We start from the raw sequence: 20,611 nt of genomic DNA, 5'->3' as shown, positions 1-20,611 counted from the left end.
CTATGTTGCGGGTTTTGTTTTTCTAAAAAGTCAACTAGTATATATTAAATTACTTTTACATTTACTGCGTTTAATCCTTTTCTACCTTCCTGTAAATCAAATTCAACTTGGTCGCCTTCGCGAATTTCGTCGATTAATCCAGAAATGTGAACAAAATGTTCTTTACCTGAACCTTCTTCAGTGATAAATCCGAATCCTTTAGAGTCGTTGAAGAATTTTACTGTTCCTTTACTCATTGTTTTAAAATATTAAATTAATTATTATGTGTTACACAACTTTAGTGCCAAATAATTTTTAATACCTATTTAACAATTAAGTTATATAAGTGAAAGATAGTAAATAAAAAAAGTCTGCCAAAATAATTTGACAGACTTTTAATTTGTAATTGTTAAAGTATATGTATTAGATTACTTTTACGTTTACGGCGTTTAATCCTTTTCTACCTTCTTGTAGATCGAATTCTACAGCATCACCTTCACGAATTTCATCGATAAGTCCTGAAATGTGCACGAAATGTTCTTTGTTGTTGTCATCTTCAGTGATAAATCCAAATCCTTTTGAATCGTTGAAGAATTTTACGGTACCTTTACTCATTGTATTTGTATTAAAATAATTAAGGCGCAAATGTAATGTAAATAATAATAGGTTGTTGGTTTTAGTTCAATTATTTACAATAAAAAAGGAAATATAATTATCTTAAAATCAGTTTCTTAATAATTTCTTTGCCTAATGCCTCATTAAGCATATCAATAATTTTTTGTTTTCCGTAACCTAATTCCTCTCTTAAAACACTCGAACTTAATTGTACGTATAGCGTTTCGCGCTCTAGATTTACCGATGTTGTATAGTTATTTACGCCATTTCCCATAAGGCTCGCCCAAGCATCAGCTACATTAACTTTGTTTAGCCCTTTTTCCAATTTATTGGTTTCAATAAATTCTTTTAAGGCATCACTAATGCTGATATGTTCGTTGTTGCGTTTTGGCATTATTTATAATTTAAAAACCTCATAACTTTGATGTACTTGTTTTACAGCACTTTCGGTACGTTCAGCATGCGTGTCACTTATAAACAATTGCCCGAAATTTTCATCATCTACCAATTTAATAATTTGTGCTACACGATGTTCATCCAATTTATCAAAAATATCATCCAACAGCAAAATAGGGTTTACGCCGCTATGAGCTTTTATAAAATCAAACTGTGCCAATTTCAACGCAATTAAAAAAGACTTTTGCTGTCCTTGACTTCCAAATTTTTTAATTGGGTGTGTTTCAATATTAAAATGCAAATCGTCTTTATGTATACCAACACTAGTATACTGTAATGCTTTATCTTTATTTATTGCCTGTTGTAAAAGCGTGTTTAAATCACCTTCAAATAAATGGCTGTCGTAAACCAAATCCACTATTTCATTACCATTACTTATAGCTTCGTAACGTTCTTTAAAAATAGGGATAAATTCTTTTAAAAAGGCATCTCTTTTTTTAAAAACCTTGGTTCCATATTCGGTAAGCTGCTTATTATAAACCTCTAAAGTATCTTTGTTAAAAGTGTGATTTAAGGCAAAATATTTAAGTAGTGCATTGCGTTGCGCAAGTATTTTGTTGTAATTAATTAAATGACTTAAATAATTTTTATCGCTTTGCGAAATTACACTATCAATAAATTTTCGTCGGGTATCACTACCTTCAATAATTAAATCTCTATCGGCTGGTGATATGATTACTAACGGCAAAAAACCAATATGTTCACTAAATTTATCATACACCTTACCGTTGCGCTTTATTACTTTTTTCTGACCACGCTTTAAACTTACTGCTACTTTTTCGGTCTTTTCATCTTTTTCGTAATCACCATTAATTACAAAAAAATCCTCATTGTGCTTAATATTTTGAGTTGCTACAGGATTAAAATAGCTTTTCCCAAACGATAAATGATAGATGGCATCTAATACATTGGTTTTTCCAATACCATTATTTCCAACGATGCAATTTATCTTCTCATTGAAAATGAATGATTTACTATCGAAATTTTTATAATTAAGTAAAGAAAGCGATTTTAAAATCATATAAAAAGTAACTTAAAGCACATTTAGAGGCTAAACTCTTAAAAAGAAGTGCAAATTATTGAAAAATATCAAATAAATACCCTTTTAGTTATGAAGAAAAATTATATTTTTGCGCCACAATAATTAGAAGGATATAATGGCAACATACAAGAAAAAATACAAAGCAAAAACTAAAGAAGAGAAACAACACAATATAGAAGAAGGTTCTACAACTGCTGAAGTTTTTAACACACTTGATGAAACAGCTTCAAAAACCGAGGCTTTTGTTGAGAGAAATCAAAAGTATATTTTCATTATTATCGGGCTTGTGGCACTAGTAGTTTTAGGTTCTTTGGGTTATAAGGAATTTATTGCTAAACCTAAGCAAATAAATGCTATGAACGATATGTTTCAAGCGCAAAAATACTTTAATGATGCCGTTAACGGTGCAGAAAAAGATTCATTATACAACTTAGCATTAACAGGTGGTGAAGGTAAATTTGGGATGCTAGATATTATTAAAGAATACAGTGGAACACCATCGGCTAACTTAGCTAATTATTATGCTGGTACGGCTTATTTACGTTTGAAAGATTATAAGAATGCTGTTGAGTATTTAAGTAATTTTAAAAGTGATGATGAAATTTTAGCGCCTTTAGCAAAAGGAAATATTGGTGACGCTTTTGTACAGTTGAATCAACCAGAAGACGCTTTAGGGTATTATGAAGAAGCGGCTGAAATGCGAGATAACGAATATACTACACCTATGTACTTGTTTAAAGCAGGTGCTATAGCTTTGGATTTAGGACAAGCTGATAAAGCGTTGAAATATTTTAAAAGAATAAAAGACGATTATTCTAATTCAACTGAAGCTACAAAGGTGGAAGTGTTTATAGGAAAAGCCCAAGTACTAGCAAATAAGTAATATGGCTACGGCAAATAAAAATTTATCCGACTACGATAAAACAACAATCCCAAACGCGAATAAATATCGGTTTGGGATTGTTGTTTCTGAGTGGAACGATACCATTACAGAAGCTTTGTATGAGGGTGCGTACAATACTTTAATTGAGCACGGCGCATTACCTGCCAATATTATTCGTTGGAATGTTCCTGGTAGTTTTGAATTGATTTACGGTAGTAAGAAAATGCAAGAGCAAATGGTAAATGCGGTAATTGCTATCGGGAGTGTTATTAAAGGAGAAACTAAGCATTTCGATTTTGTTTGTGAAGCGGTTTCACAAGGCATTAAAGATCTTAATGTCATTCGTGAAACTCCTGTGATTTTTTGTGTTTTAACTGACGATACATTGCAACAAGCTATTGACCGCTCTGGTGGAAAACACGGAAATAAAGGAACTGAAGCTGCCATTGCCGCTATAAAAATGGCTGAAATACGCAAAAACAGTTAATAAATAACCATTTTAAAATTCCAAATTCTAGCAGTGGGATGTATTTCACTTTTGGAATTTGGAATTTATTTTTTTGGAATTTTTTAGCATTTCAATCCTTAGTTTCTGTCTATTTTTAAGTATTTTTGAGGGATAGCACTACTAGATTTTGTTTAAACAACGCAAGCATAGAACTTTTAATTATCAACCTCGGTTTTCTAAAGAAAATCAAACAGATTCTAGTGGAGATAAAGAAGATAATACCACGGATTTTATTTCTAAATGGAAAGCAAGTAGAGGTAATAAGCCAAAAGCACGTGGCGTTTTGCCAATGAGAACCTTAATATTGGCTTTGGTATTATTATTGATTTGTATGTATTTATTAGAAAAAAAATACATGTAACAAAAAATTAGAAATCATGGGGCTTTTAAAACTGCGTAAAAACAAAAAATTTAATTATACACCACGTTATTATGACGATAAAGGTGAAGGAAATCCTTACGAAATCAAACATAAGTTTGACGAATTTAGAAAAACAGTAGGTCCTAATAAAGGGTTAAAAACAAAATTTAATAATGCTTTAGATGATTTTAAGAATAACCCAGATAAAGAAGCAAATAGACGCATTTTAATTATTGCTGCTGTTCTTGTTCTGGTATTTTTATTTATTATCGATTTCGATTTATCTATATTCTTTTCTAAATAATTTATGGCAGACATTATACAACTTTTACCCGATCACGTAGCAAATCAAATAGCCGCTGGAGAAGTTGTACAACGTCCAGCTTCTGTGGTAAAAGAACTTCTTGAAAATGCCATTGATGCTGAAGGAGATTCTATAAAACTTATTATAAAAGACGCTGGTAAAACCCTTGTTCAAGTGATTGACAATGGAAAGGGGATGAGTACTACGGATGCGCGATTGAGTTTCGAGCGTCATGCAACCTCAAAAATACGAACTGCAGAGGATTTATTTCAACTTCATACAAAAGGGTTTAGAGGTGAAGCCTTAGCAAGTATTGCTGCGATTGCTCATGTAGAGTTAAAAACCAAGCAAGAACATGATGATGTTGGTAATGTTATAGAAATTGAAGGAAGTAAAGTGGTCGCTCAGCAAGTGGTTGTAACGCCAAAAGGGACTTCGGTATCTGTAAAAAACCTATTTTTTAATATTCCCGCACGACGAAATTTTTTAAAGTCGGATGCTGTGGAACTTCGTCATGTTATTGATGAATTTCATCGTGTAGCTTTAGCGCATCCGAATATTAGTTTTGCATTATATAATAATGGGAGTGAAACATTCAATTTACCTGTTAGCAATTTTAGGCAACGTATTGTAAACATCTTTGGTAATAAAACCAATGAAAAACTAGTTCCTGTTGATGAAAACACTGAGGTTTTAAAAATTTCTGGGTTTGTAGGTAAGCCCGAGTTTGCAAAAAAAACTAGAGGCGAACAGTATTTTTTCGTGAATAACCGATTCATAAAAAGTGCCTATTTAAATCATGCGGTATCATCAGCTTTCGATGGTTTGTTAAAAAATGGAACACACCCCAGTTACTTTTTAAATTTAGAGGTAAACCCACAAACTATAGATATAAATATTCATCCAACAAAAACAGAAATAAAGTTTGACGATGAGCATACACTTTATGCTTTGTTGCGTTCGGCAGTTAAGCATAGCTTAGGACAATTTAATATTGCACCGGTTTTAGATTTCGATCGCGACCCCAATTTAGACACACCCTATAGTTATAAAAATACTGATACACAGGTTCCAAAGATAGAAGTAGATAGAAGTTTTAATCCGTTTAAAAGTGACTCAAAATTTTCGGGTAAACAAACCACTGTTTTTAAACCAACACCTTCAAACTGGGATAGTTTATATGTTGGGTTAGAATCCAAAGGAAACGAATCGCAACACGATTTTAGTGAGGTTCATTTTGAAAGTGAAGAACAAACAGCTTCGATGTTCGAGAATGAAAACGAAGTACAGCAAGTAAATACAACCTATCAAATACACAACAAGTATATAGTAAGCACAATTAAATCGGGCATGTTAGTCATCGATCAGCATAGGGCACACCAACGTATACTCTATGAGGATTTTCTAAAAAACATGACTATTAAGGAAGCTACAAGCCAACAATTATTGTTTCCATTGCAACTTCATTTTTCAAAACAAGATATAGACATCATAAATCAATTAAAAGATGATTTGGAACATACAGGTTTTGTATTTTCAAACGTTAAAGAAGAGTTTATAGATATTACAGGTGTTCCTGTAGGTGTTCCTGAAAGCGAGGTATCTATCATTTTAGAGCAATTGATTAGCGATGTTGAAAATGAAGTACCCGATAGTAACTTTAGTGCTACCGATTTGTTGGCAAAATCAATGGCGAAAAGTTTAGCTATAAAAACGGGACAATCTTTACAGAAAGATGAACAAGAGCACTTAGTAAACAAACTATTTGCTTGTAAGGAACCCAATGTATCGCCAACAAATAGAACAACATTTATTACGATGAGTGTTGATGAATTAGATAAAAAATTTATTTAAAAAATGATGCGAATTTCAGAAACCGTTAAGCATTTATTGATAATAAACGTTATTATGTTTATTGCAGCACAAACTATTGGCGAAGGGGTTTTATTTTATGACTGGTTCGCCATGCATTTTCCAAAAAATGAAGCATTTCAACCTTGGCAAATAGTTACGCATATGTTTATGCACGGAGACATTATGCACATTTTCTTTAACATGTTTGCACTTTGGATGTTTGGTACAGCTGTTGAACAAACGTTAGGAAGCAAACGGTTTTTATTCATTTATTTTTCGGCAGGTTTAGGTGCGGTTGCATTGCAAGTTTTATATTATACTTTTCAGTTTAATAACGGGTTATCAATATTAGAAGGTGTGGGTTATAATGCTAATGACCTTTTAGATGTTTTAAAGTCCGGTTATAATCGATATGACAAAAACTGGGAATCTGTTTTAAACGCACAACAACTTCAAGATTTTGTTGGAACTTTTAATGCGTCAATGGTAGGTGCATCTGGTTGTCTTATGGGTATTCTGGTTGCTTTTGGAATGATGAACCCTAATGCTGAATTGATGTTGATATTTTTACCTATCCCCATAAAGGCAAAGTATTTTATACCAGGTATTATTATTCTCGATTTAATTTCAGGCTTAACTGGGCAATCTTTCTTTAGTCCAAGTAATACAGCTTATATGGCACACGTTGGTGGCGCGTTAACAGGCTTTATAATTATGTGGTATTGGAAAAAAACACAGTTTAATAAAAACCGTTGGTATTAAATGAAATCGTTCTCTCAAGACATAAAACAAAAGCTATCAAACCTTAATGCTCTCGAAAAAATAATAGCTATAAATGGTGTTATTTTTATTTTAGGGTTGATTTTTAAGTTTGATTTGGATTGGTTAAAATTACCAAGTGATTTTTCTGATTTTATTACAAAACCTTGGACAATTATTACCTATGCTTTTCTGCATTACGATTTTTTACATATACTTTTTAATATGCTATGGCTGTATTTTTTAGGACGTATGTTTTTAAACCTATTCGGGCCTAAAATGGCATTAAATATTTACTTTTTGGGAGCTATTACTGGTGGGTTATTATTTATGATATGCTACAATATGTTTCCAAGCCTTTTAGGCGGACATTCAAAGTTATTAGGAGCCTCGGCAGCAGTAAGGGCCTTATTAATATTTTTATGCGCATATATGCCAAATCAAGAGATACGATTTTTTACAATTAATTTAAAATTTTGGTATTTAGGAGCTGTTATTGTAGTCTTGGATATTATTGGAGTCATGTCAGGAATAAATGACCCTATCGAAGGAAATGCTGGAGGTTATATTGCACATTTAGGAGGCGTTTTATTAGGTTATATTTATGCAAAGCAGTTGCTAAAAGGACAAGATATTGGTAAAGGTTTTGAAAGATTAATGGATGGTGTTGCTAACTTGTTTAAGCCTTCTAAAAAAGGACCTTTAAAAACAGTTCACAAAAATAAAAGCAAAGTTGGAGGTTATAATAAAGCCGATTTTAAAGAGTTTAATAACCAAAAAAAGATTGATGTTATTTTAGATAAAATCAGTAAAAGTGGTTATGACAGCTTAACAAATGAGGAAAAGGAGTTTTTATTTAGAGCCGGAAAATAATTTGTTGACAGAAGACAGATGACTGAAGCCTTAAAATAATTTGTGATAATGGATAGATTTAAATTTGAAAGACTAGTAATTTGGCAAAAGGCTATGGATTTAGGTGAAGAATTAAATTTATTAATTAAAGATTTTCCAAATCAAGAAATATATAATCTATCATCACAGTTATTAAGAGCCGTAGATTCTGTTGCTTTAAATATTTCTGAAGGGTCAATTGGTCAGTCAAATCTTGAGCAGAATAAATTTATTGGTTATTCAATTCGATCTTTAGCTGAAGTCGTTACATGTTTACATAAAGCTCATAGAAGAAAATATATTAGTAATCTTGAATTTCAGAAACACTATGATGACTCTTTTCATTTAATGAATATGATGATTGCATTTAGGAAAAACTTATAATAAAATTTCGGACATCGGTCAACTAGCATCTATCTAAGTAATGGAAAAATTAAGCTTCATAAACAAAATTATTTATGCTGTAAATGTAGTAGTTGCTACATTGTTGGTTTTATCATTGGTGCTACCATATTTACCACCCAAAACATTTTCTGTTTTATCCGTATTAAATTTAGGTGTTTCCTTTTTGGTTTTTGTTAATGCCTTGTTTTTTGTGTATTGGTTAATAAAGTTAAAGAAACAAATGATTTTGTCATTAACCGTATTGTTAATAGGCTATTTTACTTTCGGATCATTGTATAAATTTTCATCATCAAAAAAGATTGAAAGCCCTGAGAATATAAAAATTATGAATTATAATGTCAGACTTTTTAATCTTTATGAATGGTTGCCGGAAAAAGGTATAGAAACCAAAATTGTAGATTTTATAAAAACCGAATCGCCCGATGTTTTAAGTGTTCAGGAATACCACCCACATCAAAATATTAACCTCTCTTTTTTTAAGTATAAGTACGAACACCTTTCGGGAAAAAAAACGAAGTACGGTCAGGCTATTTTTTCAAAATACCCTATAATAAACTCTGGTTCGGTAGAATTTCCAGACACTCCTAATAACGCTATTTATGCGGATATTGTGAAGGGAAAAGATACCATGCGAATTTATAATATACATTTAGAGTCGTTACGTATTAATACCAAAGTAGAAAGTTTAAAAAACGAGAATTCCGAACGCCTTTTTAAAAGAATAGGGACTACTTTTAAAATGCAACAATTTCAAACCGAATTATTTTTAATGCATAAAAAGCAATGCCACTATAAAATGGTGATTTGTGGCGATTTTAATAATACGGCATTTTCGTATGTGTACAGAAAGATAAAAGGTGATTTAAATGACACGTTTAAGGAAGCAGGTAATGGATTTGGACGCACCCATGATTTTAAATATTTTCCGCTGCGGATAGATTTTATTTTTGCTGATGATGCCTTTTCAGTGAATGGGTTTAAAACCTACAATAAGCACTATTCTGACCATTATCCTATCATGACTACCTTGAGTTTAGCAGACTAGTTTTACATAAGGGCGCAGTCTACTAAATCTGAGAAAATATGAATTACTAAACCTAATGCTACTAATCTTGATTTTTTAGGTACAAGTAGAAAAAGATAAAAGAGAATAGCAAAAGAGGAGTGCAGCGGATGAAAACCAATACTACACCTATTGGGGTCGAAAATTGGAGTTGCCAAAAGGTGGTCTAAATCAATTAGCATACCAGCAAACATGATTAAAAAAGCCATTTTCCAGTTCGATTTATACCAGATTAACGCAACAATTAATGGAATAAAAACATGGCAACCGTAATGTGCAAAAGTTTGTAGCATTAAACCGTTTTTAGGGTTTGAGATTCTAAATAGTTTAAAGCATTCGGACCTTCATTAAAAAGCAAATCTAAAATACTAAGGTTTGGAATAAATCCATGCTTATCGCTAAAAACTTGTGTGTAGGTATCGAATGTTTGAGGCGTTTCTTTTTTAGCGTTTACTAAAAATCTATAGTCTGTTTTGTTCTCAACTTCTTTTTGATAGATTTTACTTTTTGAAATATTTAAATCCAATTGTAGGCATTCACAAACAACTTCAAAACACTTCATATTAAAATCTAAGATATAATCCTCTTGATTTGAAAATAAGGGCTTTAACTCGTCTTCGTAATATTCAAAAAAAGGCGAGGTTCTATAGGCTGAAAGGATAGATTTCCAATGAATATCTTGCCACTTTTCTTCATTGTAAATTTTAACATCTCGATATTTTTGACGATTTTTTTGAGAATGAATCACAGGTATGTTTAGAGCTAGTTTCCCATTGGCGCCATAAATATAAGTGCGATTTCGGTAGGTTTGTTTTAAAAAACTATCATCCATTTCAAAACAAACTTCACCAGCATGCACCATGGCAACAAAATGCGCAATGTTTGAGAAATATGTTGGATGAATTAATATGTTCATTTGTTAAGTTGGTTGTTGCTAAGTTGCAATTAATTAATCAACTTAACCACTTCACATCTAACTATTACTTTTTTTGCGTTTTCTCCATTTACTAAAACCAACCCATCCAAAAAGTGCTATTAAAAAAGGAATAAAGTATGAAGTTGCTTTTCCAGAACCACCAACAGTTGTGAAGAAACGCTCCCATCTGGCATTTGGAAAACCATCCCAACTCATCCAGATAAATACAGGTTTACCCAAAACATGGTTAAAAGGGGTAAACCCCCAACCTCTTGCATCAATAGAATTATTTCTATTGTCACCCATCATCCAATAATAATCTTGCTTACAAGTATAGGTATTAGCAACTTGGTCATTGATTAAAATTTGGTTGCCTTTTACTTGCAACGTATTACCTTCATATTCTGTAATTAAACGCTTATATATTGGTAAATTATCTAGGTTAAGATTAATTGTTAAACCTTCTCCTGGAATAAATATTGGTCCGAAGTTATCAAAATTCCAATTATATGCGGGGTCATGTGGAAATGTTGTAGGGTCTTTTAATTTGTATGAAAATTGATTTAAAGATATAGTGTTTGGTAAATTTTTGATTATTTCTGCGTTTTTAGCCGTTAAGTTAATGTTGAATTTACCAGATATGGGCTGCATTCTTAGTTTTTGCATATCTTTATATTGAATGAAACCAACTACTTCTGTAGTCAAAGAATCTCTTGAACTCTCTTTTAAATACGACCTTAAGTTTCCATTTTCATCTTTTTCATTTAGATATTTTTGAATTCTATCGTTATCCCATAAATTGGTTTCTATTTTATAAAATCGCCAATAATTTTCAATTTCATATTTATCAACGAATGCTTTATTAATTTCGATTTTGGATTGCAATGTATAATAATGCTGCAATTGTGCTCTATCTGGTAATTCATTTTTCTTACCATTTATATAAACATAGCCATCTCTAATTTCCAGAGAATCTCCTGGTACCCCAACACAACGCTTTACTAGGTTTGTTTTTTTATCAATTGGTTTATAATAATTCCTATCTGGAGTAAAATTGTTCATGTCTAGCAACGTATCTGCTGGTTGGTTAAAAACCACAATATCGTTACGTTCAATTTTTTCAAACCCTGGAAGTCTTAAATAGGGTAATTGTAATTTGTTTTTCCATGATTTACTGTCTTTATGGTCGTCAAACAAGTATGATTTTTTGTTTAAAACAGGAATGGTATCGTGTACCATTGGAGCAGCTACAGTAGTCATAGGAACTCTAGCACCATAATGAAACTTGCTTACAAATAAGAAATCTCCAACTAATAATGACTTTTCTAATGATGATGATGGTATGGTAAAAGGCTGAATAAAATACGTATGAACAATGGTAGCCGCTACAATAGCGAAAAGTATAGAACTAGTCCATTCGCCAGAGCTTGATTTTGGATTTACGTCTCTATCTTTTACATAAGTAACATCGGCAACATAATTCAAGTAGAAATTATAAAACCCTAGAGTAACAACTGCTAAAAAAGTATCTAAATAGGTGTTTTTACCGAAACTTCTAGCGGTTTCTACCCAAACAACTATTAACATAATAAGGTTTACTATGGGTAAAAACATAATAATAATCCACCACCAAGGGCGATTTATTATTTTCATTAAAACGACACCATTGTAAACAGGAATAAATGCTTCCCAAGCTTGTCTACCCGCTTTAATGTATAATTTCCAAGTTCCTAAACCATGGATTGCTTGAATTATTAAAAGGAATATAAACCACTGTGTCCAAGTCATAATCTTATTTTATTGATAATTGTCTAATGACAATTTATTAATTTTTTGTTAGTAGTAACAAGCATTCGAAACGTTACACAATTATAAGGCATTAACCAATATTTAACACATCTTTCATGGTAAATACACCTGTTTTTCCAACTATCCATTCTGCAGCAACTACAGCACCTAAAGCAAATCCTTGTCTATTATGTGCTACATGTTCTATGGTAATAGTATCCACTTCACTTTCATAATTTACAGTGTGCGTTCCAGGAACATCTTCTATACGTTTTGCTGTTATTGGAATAGTAGATGATCCGTTTTCATCTAGTTTCCAATTGTTATAACCGTCATGTTCTGAAATAATATCGTTGGCCAAAGAAATAGCAGTTCCACTCGGAGCATCTAGTTTTTGAGTATGATGAATTTCTTCCATAGAAACATTGTATTGCTTTAAAGCACTCATCATTTTAGCAAGTGTTTTATTCAGCTCAAAAAAGATATTAACGCCCAAACTATAATTTGAAGCATAAATAAAAGCACCTTTTTTTTCTTTACAAAGCGCAACGGCGTTATCGTAATTTTCTAACCAGCCAGTGGTACCGGAAATAACCGGAACTCTGTTATTTATGCAATTTGAGATATTGTTGAACGCTACTGAAGGAATACTAAAATCTATCGCAACGTCAGCTTTAGTAATGTCGTAATCGGTATCGTCTTTATCAATTTTTAAAACAATGTCATGACCGCGTTTACGGGCTATTTGCTCAATAGTTTTTCCCATTTTTCCGTATCCGAGTAAAGCAATTTTCATTTTTTTGGTTTTATTATTTGCTAGCAGCCTTTAAAGGCTAAAATTTGAAATTTAAAGTGAGTCCTACGTTGCCCGATGCATCAAATTCATTTATTTTATAATGTGGTGCTAATGATAAATTTTCATCTACATTATATTGAAGTAAATGAGCATCAACATTAGCGTCAATAATGTTTAAAGCATAGAGCCCGATGGTTACTAAAAGAGATATTTCTTTATTTCTTCTGTAAAATTTTTGTGCGCGCTCTAATCCTTCTGTGGTTACCCGTGGGTTTGTTAATTGATTGCCTTCGGCATCAAAATAAAACTCATCGTTGGTAAAACCAGCTAACCTACTTTTATAAGCGTCTCTAAAACGGTTGTACTCTTTATTATTTGAAATATAAAAATATACACCTGTGCCAATAGCTCCGTATACAATAGGGATTTTCCAATATTTTTTGTTGTAGGCTTGTCCTAACCCTGGTAAAATGGCCGAATAAAAAGCAGCTTTTGCAGGAGTAAGGGGATTGATAGGTTCTCTAATTTCTATAATGGAATCAACTACAACTTCTTCAGGCAGCTGTTTTTTTTTTGAATCGTTTTCTTGAGCTATCAAAGAAAAACAAGACAAAAGGGAGCATATGCTTGGTATTAGAAATTTATTTAGCACCTTCCACTAATTTTTTAATACGATTAAAATCTTCTTCCGAATGAAACGGAATGGTAATTTTCCCTTTTCCGTTTTTAGAGACTTTAACGTCTATTTTATGGCCAAAGTATTCTGAAAAAGCGTTAATTCCTTTTTTAATGTATTTAGGAATAGCCTCATCGTCATCTTTTTTAGAAGTCGAAAGGTTATTATCAGGAGCATTGTAATCTCGTACTAGGTTTTCAGTTTCTCTAACCGAAAGTTTTTTTGATAGTATTTTCTCGTAGATATCTAACTGAATAGTTTGATCTTCAATGGTGATTAAAGCACGCCCATGTCCCATAGAAATAAACCCATCGCGCATCCCGGTTTGAATGATAGGGTCTAACTTTAATAAACGTAAATAGTTAGCAATGGTAGAACGCTTTTTACCAACGCGCTCACTCATTTGCTCTTGGGTTAAATTGATTTCGTCAATTAAACGTTGGTACGATAAAGCAATCTCAATAGGGTCTAAATCTTGACGTTGGATATTTTCAACCAATGCCATTTCAAGCGATTCCTGATCGTTAGCAATTCTAACATATGCAGGAATGGTTTCTAAATTTAATAATTTAGAAGCTCTAAAACGACGCTCACCAGAAACTAATTGGAATTTGTTTACCCCTAATTTTCTAACCGTAATAGGTTGAATAATGCCTAATTCTTTTATAGAAGAAGCCAATTCACGTAACGATTCTTCGCTGAAATTAGTACGAGGTTGAAACGGATTAACCTCAATAAAATCTATATCTAACTCAACAATATTCCCAATAACTTTATCCGCATTTTTATCTTGTACCGATTGAATGTCGTTACTAGGGTCGTTTAATAATGCTGATAAACCTCTACCTAAAGCCTGTTTTTTAGTTGCCTTAGCCATAATTTAGGAGTTTTTATTGATAATTTCTTTTGCCAAACTTAAGTAATTGTTTGCACCTTTACTACTGGCGTCGTAATTAATTATGCTCTCGCCGTAACTAGGTGCTTCACTTAAACGTACATTACGTTGGATAATTGTTTGAAAAACCATATCGTTAAAGTGCTTTTGAACTTCTTCCACTACTTGGTTAGATAGTCGTAAACGCGAATCATACATGGTTAGTAATAAACCTTCAATATCTAACGCTGGATTGTGTATTTTTTGTACACTTTTAATTGTATTTAATAGTTTTCCTAAGCCTTCAAGGGCGAAATACTCACATTGAATAGGTATCATTACAGCATCAGCGGCAGTTAACGCATTTAAAGTTAAAAGCCCCAATGAAGGAGCGCAATCTATTAAAATATAATCGTAATCATTCTTAATTTCTTGCAGTGCCTTTTTTAGCATGTACTCCCGTTCATCTTTATCAACAAGCTCTATTTCAATAGCCACTAAATCAATATGAGCAGGAATAATATCCAAGTTAGGAGTTTCGGTGCTTATGATGGCTTCTCTTGCGGAATTAGAATGTTCCAAAAGTTGATAAGTTCCTATTTCTACAGATTCCACATCAATTCCAATTCCAGAAGTTGCATTTGCCTGAGGGTCAGCATCTATAAGTAACACTTTTTTTTCTAGAACACCCAACGAAGCAGCTAAATTTATGGAGGTTGTGGTTTTCCCAACACCGCCTTTTTGATTAGCAATTGCAATAATTTTACCCATTAATGATTTGGTTTAATAAGCGGTAAAAATACAATTATTTATGAGGAATAAAAATGCAACTTGTTAACAAATCGGTAAACGGAAAGCAATCAATCAAAGTAAAGTAAAATTGATACGATTATATTTAATTATTAGAATAAAGTTAACATTTTTTTCAATTTGAAGTTATATATTTAGCGTTCAGAAAAAAACTATATATAATGAAAAAAATCAAACAATTTCTTACAATTTTTTTAATCACAGTCACACTCGGTTTTACTGCTGAGGCGCAAATAAAACAAACGGCCCAAGTTGAAGGTATTACTGAGTATATGCTTGATAATGGATTAAAAGTGTTGTTGTTTCCAGATAATTCTGCGCAAACCATAACAGTAAACATTACCTATTTAGTAGGTTCCAGACATGAGGGTTATGGCGAAAAAGGAATGGCTCACTTATTAGAACACTTAGTGTTTAAGGGAACGCCAAACCACCCAGATATTCCAAAAGAATTAACTGAGCGTGGAGCAAGACCAAACGGAACTACCTGGTATGATAGAACCAATTATTTTGAAACGTTTAATGCTACAGATGACAATTTAGAATGGGCATTGGATTTAGAAGCCGATAGAATGGTTAACTCTTACATAGCTAAAAAAGATTTAGATTCTGAATTTTCAGTAGTTAGAAATGAATTTGAAAGCGGTGAGAATTCACCAACAGGAGTTTTAATGGAAAAAGTAATTAGTGCTGCGTATTTATGGCATAATTATGGAAAATCTACCATTGGTAATCGGTCGGATATCGAGCGAGTACCTATTGAAAACCTTAAAGCTTTTTACAAAAAATATTACAGACCAGACAATGCTGTACTAATGGTAACTGGAAAGTTTGATACTAATAAAACTTTAGAGTTAATTGTGAAGAAGTTTGGGGTTATAAAAAATCCAGACACACCATTACGTGATATACCAACTGTTGAGCCAGCACAAGATGGAGAGAAACGTGTTACCTTAAGTCGTGTTGGAGATTTACAACTTGTATCAGCTTTATACCATATACCTGCAGGTTCGCATGAAGATTTTGCTGCTATGTCTGTTGCTGAACAAATTTTAACAGATAACCCGTCAGGAAGACTTTATAAAGCTTTAGTTGACGGGAAAAAAGCATCAAGTATTTGGTCTTTTTCTCCATTTACCAAAGAGCCATCATTTATGTACATAAACGTTAATGTACCTTCAGATAAATCTCTAGCAGAAGCTGAAAGTACTATGTTAACCCTTTTAGATGATTTAAAAAATAACCCTGTTACTGAAGAAGAGGTAAATAGAGCTAAGGCTAATTTGTTAAAACGATTTGATCAAATTAGTAGAAATTCAGCTTTTTTAGGAACTTATATGAGTGAATTTATTGGTGCAGGCGATTGGAGATTATCTCTAATTCAAAGAGATAGAGTGGAAAGCATGACTCCTGAAAAAGTTAATGCAGCTATTCAACGCTATTTAATCAATACTAATAGAACAGTTGGAAACTTTATTCCAGCAGAAAAGCCTATTCGTGTTGAAATTGAATATACAGAAGGTTTAAACGAATTAGTGAATTCTTATAAAGGAAAAGAAGGGTTAAACGCAGGTGAAGCTTTTGATGTGTCTTATGAAAATATTCAAAACAGACTAGATTCTGGAGAACTTCAAAAAACACCAATTGAATATGGTTTTATTAAGAAAGATAATCGTGGTGAGACCGTGACGCTTACATTCACTATTAGAAATGGTAATGTAAACGATTTTATGAACAAAGGGCGTTTAGCTAGTTATACAGCTAGAATGTTGGATAAAGGCACTAAAAATAATTCAAGACAAGATATTGAAGATAAGCTAAGTGCGATCAAATCTTCCATCCGTTTTTCTGGTTCAAACGGTCGAGTAAGTGCCAATATAAATACGACCGAAGAACATCTTATGGAAGCTTTGGCATTAATGACGGATATGCTTAAAAATCCAAGTTTTGATAAAGAAGAATTGGAAAAACTTAAAACACAAGATTTAGCAAGTATAGAACAAAACAAAACGGAGCCTAATTATTTAGCGAGTAAACAATTAGGGATTTTAAATAATAAATTTGAAAAAGGGCATCCGTTACATGCTACTACTATTCAAGAAGATATTGAGGAAATAAATGCAGCTACTGTAGAAGCAATTCAAGCTTACTATAATGAGTTTTATGGTATTTCAGATAATGCAACTTTAGTAGCAATTGGTAATATAGATGAGCAAAAATTAAAAGATTATTTTGAAACTAATTTTGCTGATTTTAAATCGGATAAACCTTACCAGCCAATTGCTGATGGTTATGCTCCTAACAATGCGACAAACGAAAAAATAAAAACTCCAGACAAGAAAAATGCTATTAGTATAGGTATGATGTCTTTTGAAGGCAGTCAAGTAGATGACGACTATGCAGCGTTACAAGTAGCTAGTTCTATATTTGGTGGCGGTGTATTAAGCTCAAGAATTACAACCCGTTTAAGACAAAAAGATGGCGTTAGTTATGGTGCTGGAGGACAAGTAAGTGTTGACTCCAATCCAAAAGATAAAAAATCTTCTATTTTGGTATATGCCATTTATGCGCCTGAAAACGCAAGTAAAGTTCAAAAAGGATTTAGTGAAGAAATTGAGCGTTTTATTAAAGATGGTATTACTGAGGAAGAACTTAAAGTAGCTGTGAATAGTTGGGTGCAAGGTCAAAATGTGTCAAGAGCAAAAGATAATGAGCTAGCCAATACAATTAACAACAACTTATATTATGATAGAGATATGATGTTCTACAAAAATGTTGAAGATAAAGTAACGAGTTTAACCGTTGAGGATGTTAATAAAGTAATTAAAAAATACTTTAAAACATTTGATAATTGGACCGTTATTAATGCAGGAGATTTTGTTGAATATGAAATTAAAAATGAAGACAAGAAAGTAGATTAGACAAATAATTCTTAATAAAAAAAACCTGCTATTTTTAATGGCAGGTTTTTTTATACAATAGTATTTTTAAACCTAGCGACTTAGTTGATAGGCTTATTAGTAGATGTAACACACTCAATTTTCCATTCTCCGTTTTCTTTTCTGTAAATAGCAGTCCATGCGAAAAGCGTTTTTCCTTCTACAGAACTCCCACTACTATCTTTATAGGTTATAATAACTTCTTTTTCTACCACGGTATAAGCCATACTACTATCATTTGAAAATTTAATAATAGGTTCAGATAGGTCGTCCCATTTTATAAATTCGACAGAAGAGAAATAGCGATTATACCGAGCAAGTGTTTCGTCTTTTTTAGGAAAAGTAATTTCACCTTTATTAACTGAAATAAAATTATTTGAAAGTTGGTTTGCAAAAGCAATAGAGTCTTTATTAAAATGATAATCTCTTTGTAAATGATGAAGTTTTAGTATTTTATCTTTTTCATGGAGTTTTGATTCTTTTTTAACCTGATTACAAGCAAATAGAATTATCGCAAAAGCGAAATAAATGCCTAAGTTTTTATAAAACATTATTTAAAAGTTAATTTGTTAAATCAATCAATCAAAATCTCTAAAATTTTAATCGCTGCATCACTAATTTTTGTTCCCGGACCAAATACAGCCACAGCACCAGCATCAAATAAAAATTGATAATCTTGTTTGGGTATTACACCACCCACAATTACCACGATATCATCTCTACCGTATTTTTTTAACTCCTCAATTACCTGTGGTACTAAGGTTTTATGTCCAGCAGCAAGTGATGATACGCCTAAAATATGAACGTCGTTTTCCACCGCTTGTTTTGCGGCTTCTTGTGGTGTTTGAAATAAAGGACCAATATCTACATCAAAACCAACATCGGCATAACCAGTTGCAACAACTTTGGCACCTCGATCATGACCATCTTGCCCCATTTTAGCAATCATAATACGTGGTCTTCTACCATCTTGTTCCGCAAACTTATCGGCTAATTCTTGTGCCTTTTTAAAAGACACATCGTTTTTTATTTCTTTACTATACACACCAGAAAATGATTTTATTTGAGCCTTATAACGTCCGAATGCAACTTCTAAAGCATCACTTATTTCACCAAGCGTAGCACGCTCGCGAGCTGCATCAACAGCTAAAGCTAATAAATTTTCTTGTCCTGTTCGTGCTACTTCGGTTAATTTTGATAGTGTTTCTTTTACTTTTTCAGAATTTCTTGAAGCTTTTAATTGATTTAATCGTTCTATTTGAGAATTTCTAACCGTTTGATTATCGACTTCTAAAGTGGAGATAGGATCTTCCTCATCCAGTCTAAATTTATTTACACCTACAATAATATCTTGCCCAGAATCAATCCGTGCTTGTTTTTTTGCAGCAGCTTCTTCAATTCTAATTTTAGGAATACCGGCCTCAATAGCTTTAGTCATTCCACCCAAAGTTTCCACTTCTTCAATTAGTTCCCAAGCTTTTTGAGCAATATCGTGTGTTAGTTTTTCAACGTAATAACTGCCCGCCCAAGGGTCTACTGTTTTGGTGATTTTTGTTTCTTCTTGTAAATATATCTGGGTGTTACGTGCTATACGTGCTGAAAAATCGGTAGGTAAAGCAATAGCTTCGTCTAGTGCATTTGTATGTAAACTTTGTGTGCCGCCAAAGGCAGCCGCGGCCGCTTCAATAGTAGTTCTGGCTACATTGTTAAATGGGTCTTGCTCGGTTAAGCTCCAACCAGAGGTTTGACAATGGGTACGTAAAGCGAGTGATTTCTCATCTTTAGGGTTAAATTGTTTTACTAATTTTGCCCACAACATACGCGCGGCACGCATTTTAGCAATTTCCATAAAGTGGTTCATGCCAATAGCCCAGAAAAACGAAAGGCGAGGAGCAAAGGTGTCGATATTCATGCCAGCGTCTAATCCTTTTCTAATGTATTCTAAACCATCGGCAAGTGTGTAAGCTAGCTCAATATCGCAGGTAGCTCCAGCTTCTTGCATGTGGTAGCCAGAAATACTTATACTGTTGAATTTAGGCATATTTTTGCTGGTATATTCAAAAATATCAGAAATGATTTTCATGGATGGCGTAGGTGGATAGATGTATGTATTTCGCACCATAAATTCTTTGAGAATATCGTTTTGAATTGTGCCAGCTAAATGTTCGGGTTTTACACCTTGTTCTTCTGCAGCTACAATATAAAATGCCATAATTGGTAGAACAGCACCATTCATAGTCATGGAAACCGACATTTTATCTAAAGGAATCTGGTCAAAAAGTAGCTTCATATCCTCAACCGAATCAATCGCAACACCTGCTTTACCAACATCGCCGACCACACGTTCATGGTCTGAATCATACCCACGATGTGTAGCTAAATCAAATGCGACAGAGAGTCCTTTTTGACCTGCAGCTAAATTGCGCCTGTAAAAAGCATTGCTTTCTTCAGCTGTTGAAAATCCAGCATACTGCCTAATAGTCCAAGGCCTACGAACATACATTGTTGAATAAGGGCCTCGTAAATTTGGTGTAATTCCAGCAACAAAATTTAAATGCTCTAAATCTTTAATGTCGTTTTTTGAATAGACAGACTTAATCTCTATGCCTTCAGCTGTATTAAAGATTTTCTTTTCAGGCTTTAAACTTGAAGTTTCTGATTTAATACTAATATGTTGAATTTTTTTTCTCAA

Annotated in this window: 23 protein-coding genes; 10 read left to right on the top strand and 13 right to left on the bottom strand. The window is 32.8% G+C overall.

Going from position 1 to position 20,611, the window contains the following annotated elements; all coding sequences use genetic code 11:
• Positions 1 to 44: 44 nt before the first annotated feature.
• The 4 genes from L3X39_RS10500 to recF form a co-directional block, all read right to left on the bottom strand.
• A complete protein-coding gene (locus tag L3X39_RS10500; RefSeq protein WP_237231741.1) occupies positions 45 to 236 on the bottom strand; it encodes a cold-shock protein in 192 nt (63 codons plus the stop codon).
• 166 nt (positions 237 to 402) lie between these two features.
• Entirely contained in the window at positions 403 to 594 is a 192-nt protein-coding gene (locus tag L3X39_RS10495) for a cold-shock protein (protein ID WP_034044451.1), read from the bottom strand.
• Between the two features lie 97 nt (positions 595 to 691).
• Positions 692 to 988 (bottom strand): DciA family protein, encoded by a 297-nt coding sequence (locus tag L3X39_RS10490; RefSeq protein ID WP_237231740.1) that lies wholly within the window; start codon positions 986 to 988, stop codon positions 692 to 694.
• Positions 989 to 991: 3 nt separating this feature from the next.
• Positions 992 to 2,071 (bottom strand): DNA replication/repair protein RecF, encoded by a 1,080-nt coding sequence (gene recF / locus L3X39_RS10485; protein WP_237231739.1) that lies wholly within the window; start codon positions 2,069 to 2,071, stop codon positions 992 to 994.
• 136 nt (positions 2,072 to 2,207) lie between these two features.
• Between recF and L3X39_RS10480 the strand changes: the two genes are divergently transcribed.
• The 9 genes from L3X39_RS10480 (at position 2,208) to L3X39_RS10440 (ending at position 9,102) form a co-directional block, all read left to right on the top strand.
• A complete protein-coding gene (locus L3X39_RS10480; protein ID WP_237231738.1) occupies positions 2,208 to 2,975 on the top strand; it encodes a tetratricopeptide repeat protein in 768 nt (255 codons plus the stop codon).
• Between the two features lies 1 nt (position 2,976).
• Positions 2,977 to 3,462, top strand: a complete 486-nt coding sequence (ribH, locus tag L3X39_RS10475; protein WP_237231737.1) for a 6,7-dimethyl-8-ribityllumazine synthase — start codon at positions 2,977 to 2,979, stop codon at positions 3,460 to 3,462.
• Between the two features lie 148 nt (positions 3,463 to 3,610).
• Positions 3,611 to 3,844, top strand: coding sequence for a hypothetical protein (locus tag L3X39_RS10470; protein ID WP_237231736.1), 234 nt, complete (start codon positions 3,611 to 3,613; stop codon positions 3,842 to 3,844).
• 16 nt (positions 3,845 to 3,860) lie between these two features.
• A complete protein-coding gene (locus tag L3X39_RS10465) occupies positions 3,861 to 4,148 on the top strand; it encodes a riboflavin synthase subunit beta (RefSeq protein WP_237231735.1) in 288 nt (95 codons plus the stop codon).
• A gap of 3 nt (positions 4,149 to 4,151) precedes the next feature.
• Positions 4,152 to 6,002, top strand: a complete 1,851-nt coding sequence (mutL, locus tag L3X39_RS10460) for a DNA mismatch repair endonuclease MutL (RefSeq protein ID WP_237231734.1) — start codon at positions 4,152 to 4,154, stop codon at positions 6,000 to 6,002.
• Positions 6,003 to 6,005: 3 nt separating this feature from the next.
• Positions 6,006 to 6,764 (top strand): rhomboid family intramembrane serine protease, encoded by a 759-nt coding sequence (locus tag L3X39_RS10455; RefSeq protein WP_237231733.1) that lies wholly within the window; start codon positions 6,006 to 6,008, stop codon positions 6,762 to 6,764.
• The gene (locus tag L3X39_RS10450; protein WP_237231732.1) at positions 6,765 to 7,634 is read left to right on the top strand and encodes a rhomboid family protein; all 870 of its coding nucleotides are present in this window, start codon (positions 6,765 to 6,767) and stop codon (positions 7,632 to 7,634) included.
• Between the two features lie 48 nt (positions 7,635 to 7,682).
• Positions 7,683 to 8,036: a four helix bundle protein gene (locus tag L3X39_RS10445; RefSeq protein WP_237231924.1), complete on the top strand. Its 354-nt coding sequence runs from the start codon at positions 7,683 to 7,685 to the stop codon at positions 8,034 to 8,036.
• 40 nt (positions 8,037 to 8,076) lie between these two features.
• Entirely contained in the window at positions 8,077 to 9,102 is a 1,026-nt protein-coding gene (locus L3X39_RS10440) for an endonuclease/exonuclease/phosphatase family protein (RefSeq protein WP_237231731.1), read from the top strand.
• 2 nt (positions 9,103 to 9,104) lie between these two features.
• Here L3X39_RS10440 and L3X39_RS10435 read toward each other — a convergent pair whose 3' ends face one another.
• From L3X39_RS10435 to L3X39_RS10405, 7 genes are all read right to left on the bottom strand, one after another.
• Entirely contained in the window at positions 9,105 to 9,413 is a 309-nt protein-coding gene (locus L3X39_RS10435) for a DUF6122 family protein (RefSeq protein ID WP_237231730.1), read from the bottom strand.
• Complete coding sequence (locus L3X39_RS10430) at positions 9,413 to 10,036, bottom strand: WbqC family protein (RefSeq protein ID WP_237231729.1); 624 nt, start codon at positions 10,034 to 10,036, stop codon at positions 9,413 to 9,415. Before L3X39_RS10430 ends, L3X39_RS10435 begins: the two co-directional genes overlap by 1 nt.
• Before the next feature lie 57 nt (positions 10,037 to 10,093).
• Positions 10,094 to 11,824, bottom strand: coding sequence for a signal peptidase I (gene lepB / locus L3X39_RS10425; RefSeq protein ID WP_237231728.1), 1,731 nt, complete (start codon positions 11,822 to 11,824; stop codon positions 10,094 to 10,096).
• A gap of 91 nt (positions 11,825 to 11,915) precedes the next feature.
• Entirely contained in the window at positions 11,916 to 12,620 is a 705-nt protein-coding gene (dapB, locus tag L3X39_RS10420; protein WP_237231727.1) for a 4-hydroxy-tetrahydrodipicolinate reductase, read from the bottom strand.
• A gap of 37 nt (positions 12,621 to 12,657) precedes the next feature.
• On the bottom strand, positions 12,658 to 13,272 hold the full coding sequence (locus L3X39_RS10415) for a DUF5683 domain-containing protein (RefSeq protein ID WP_379840342.1): 615 nt from the start codon (positions 13,270 to 13,272) through the stop codon (positions 12,658 to 12,660).
• Complete coding sequence (locus L3X39_RS10410; protein WP_237231725.1) at positions 13,262 to 14,173, bottom strand: ParB/RepB/Spo0J family partition protein; 912 nt, start codon at positions 14,171 to 14,173, stop codon at positions 13,262 to 13,264. The genes L3X39_RS10415 and L3X39_RS10410 overlap by 11 nt, the downstream gene beginning before the upstream one ends.
• A 3-nt stretch (positions 14,174 to 14,176) precedes the next feature.
• Complete coding sequence (locus tag L3X39_RS10405; RefSeq protein ID WP_237231724.1) at positions 14,177 to 14,941, bottom strand: ParA family protein; 765 nt, start codon at positions 14,939 to 14,941, stop codon at positions 14,177 to 14,179.
• A 200-nt stretch (positions 14,942 to 15,141) separates the two neighbouring features.
• On the opposite strand from L3X39_RS10405, the gene L3X39_RS10400 reads away from it, so the two are divergent.
• Positions 15,142 to 17,901 carry a M16 family metallopeptidase gene (locus tag L3X39_RS10400; protein ID WP_237231723.1) on the top strand — a complete coding sequence of 920 codons (2,760 nt, stop codon included), beginning with the start codon at positions 15,142 to 15,144 and terminating at the stop codon, positions 17,899 to 17,901.
• A gap of 80 nt (positions 17,902 to 17,981) precedes the next feature.
• On the opposite strand, the gene L3X39_RS10395 is transcribed toward L3X39_RS10400, so the two are convergent.
• The gene (locus L3X39_RS10395) at positions 17,982 to 18,470 is read right to left on the bottom strand and encodes a nuclear transport factor 2 family protein (RefSeq protein WP_237231722.1); all 489 of its coding nucleotides are present in this window, start codon (positions 18,468 to 18,470) and stop codon (positions 17,982 to 17,984) included.
• A gap of 23 nt (positions 18,471 to 18,493) precedes the next feature.
• Positions 18,494 to 20,611: a methylmalonyl-CoA mutase gene (gene scpA / locus L3X39_RS10390; RefSeq protein ID WP_237231721.1), complete on the bottom strand. Its 2,118-nt coding sequence runs from the start codon at positions 20,609 to 20,611 to the stop codon at positions 18,494 to 18,496.

Source organism: Flaviramulus multivorans (assembly GCF_021728415.1).
GTDB lineage: Bacteria > Bacteroidota > Bacteroidia > Flavobacteriales > Flavobacteriaceae > Sabulilitoribacter > Sabulilitoribacter multivorans.
Note: the sequence above shows the minus strand (reverse complement) of the source record. Positions and strands in the feature narration are given on the sequence as shown.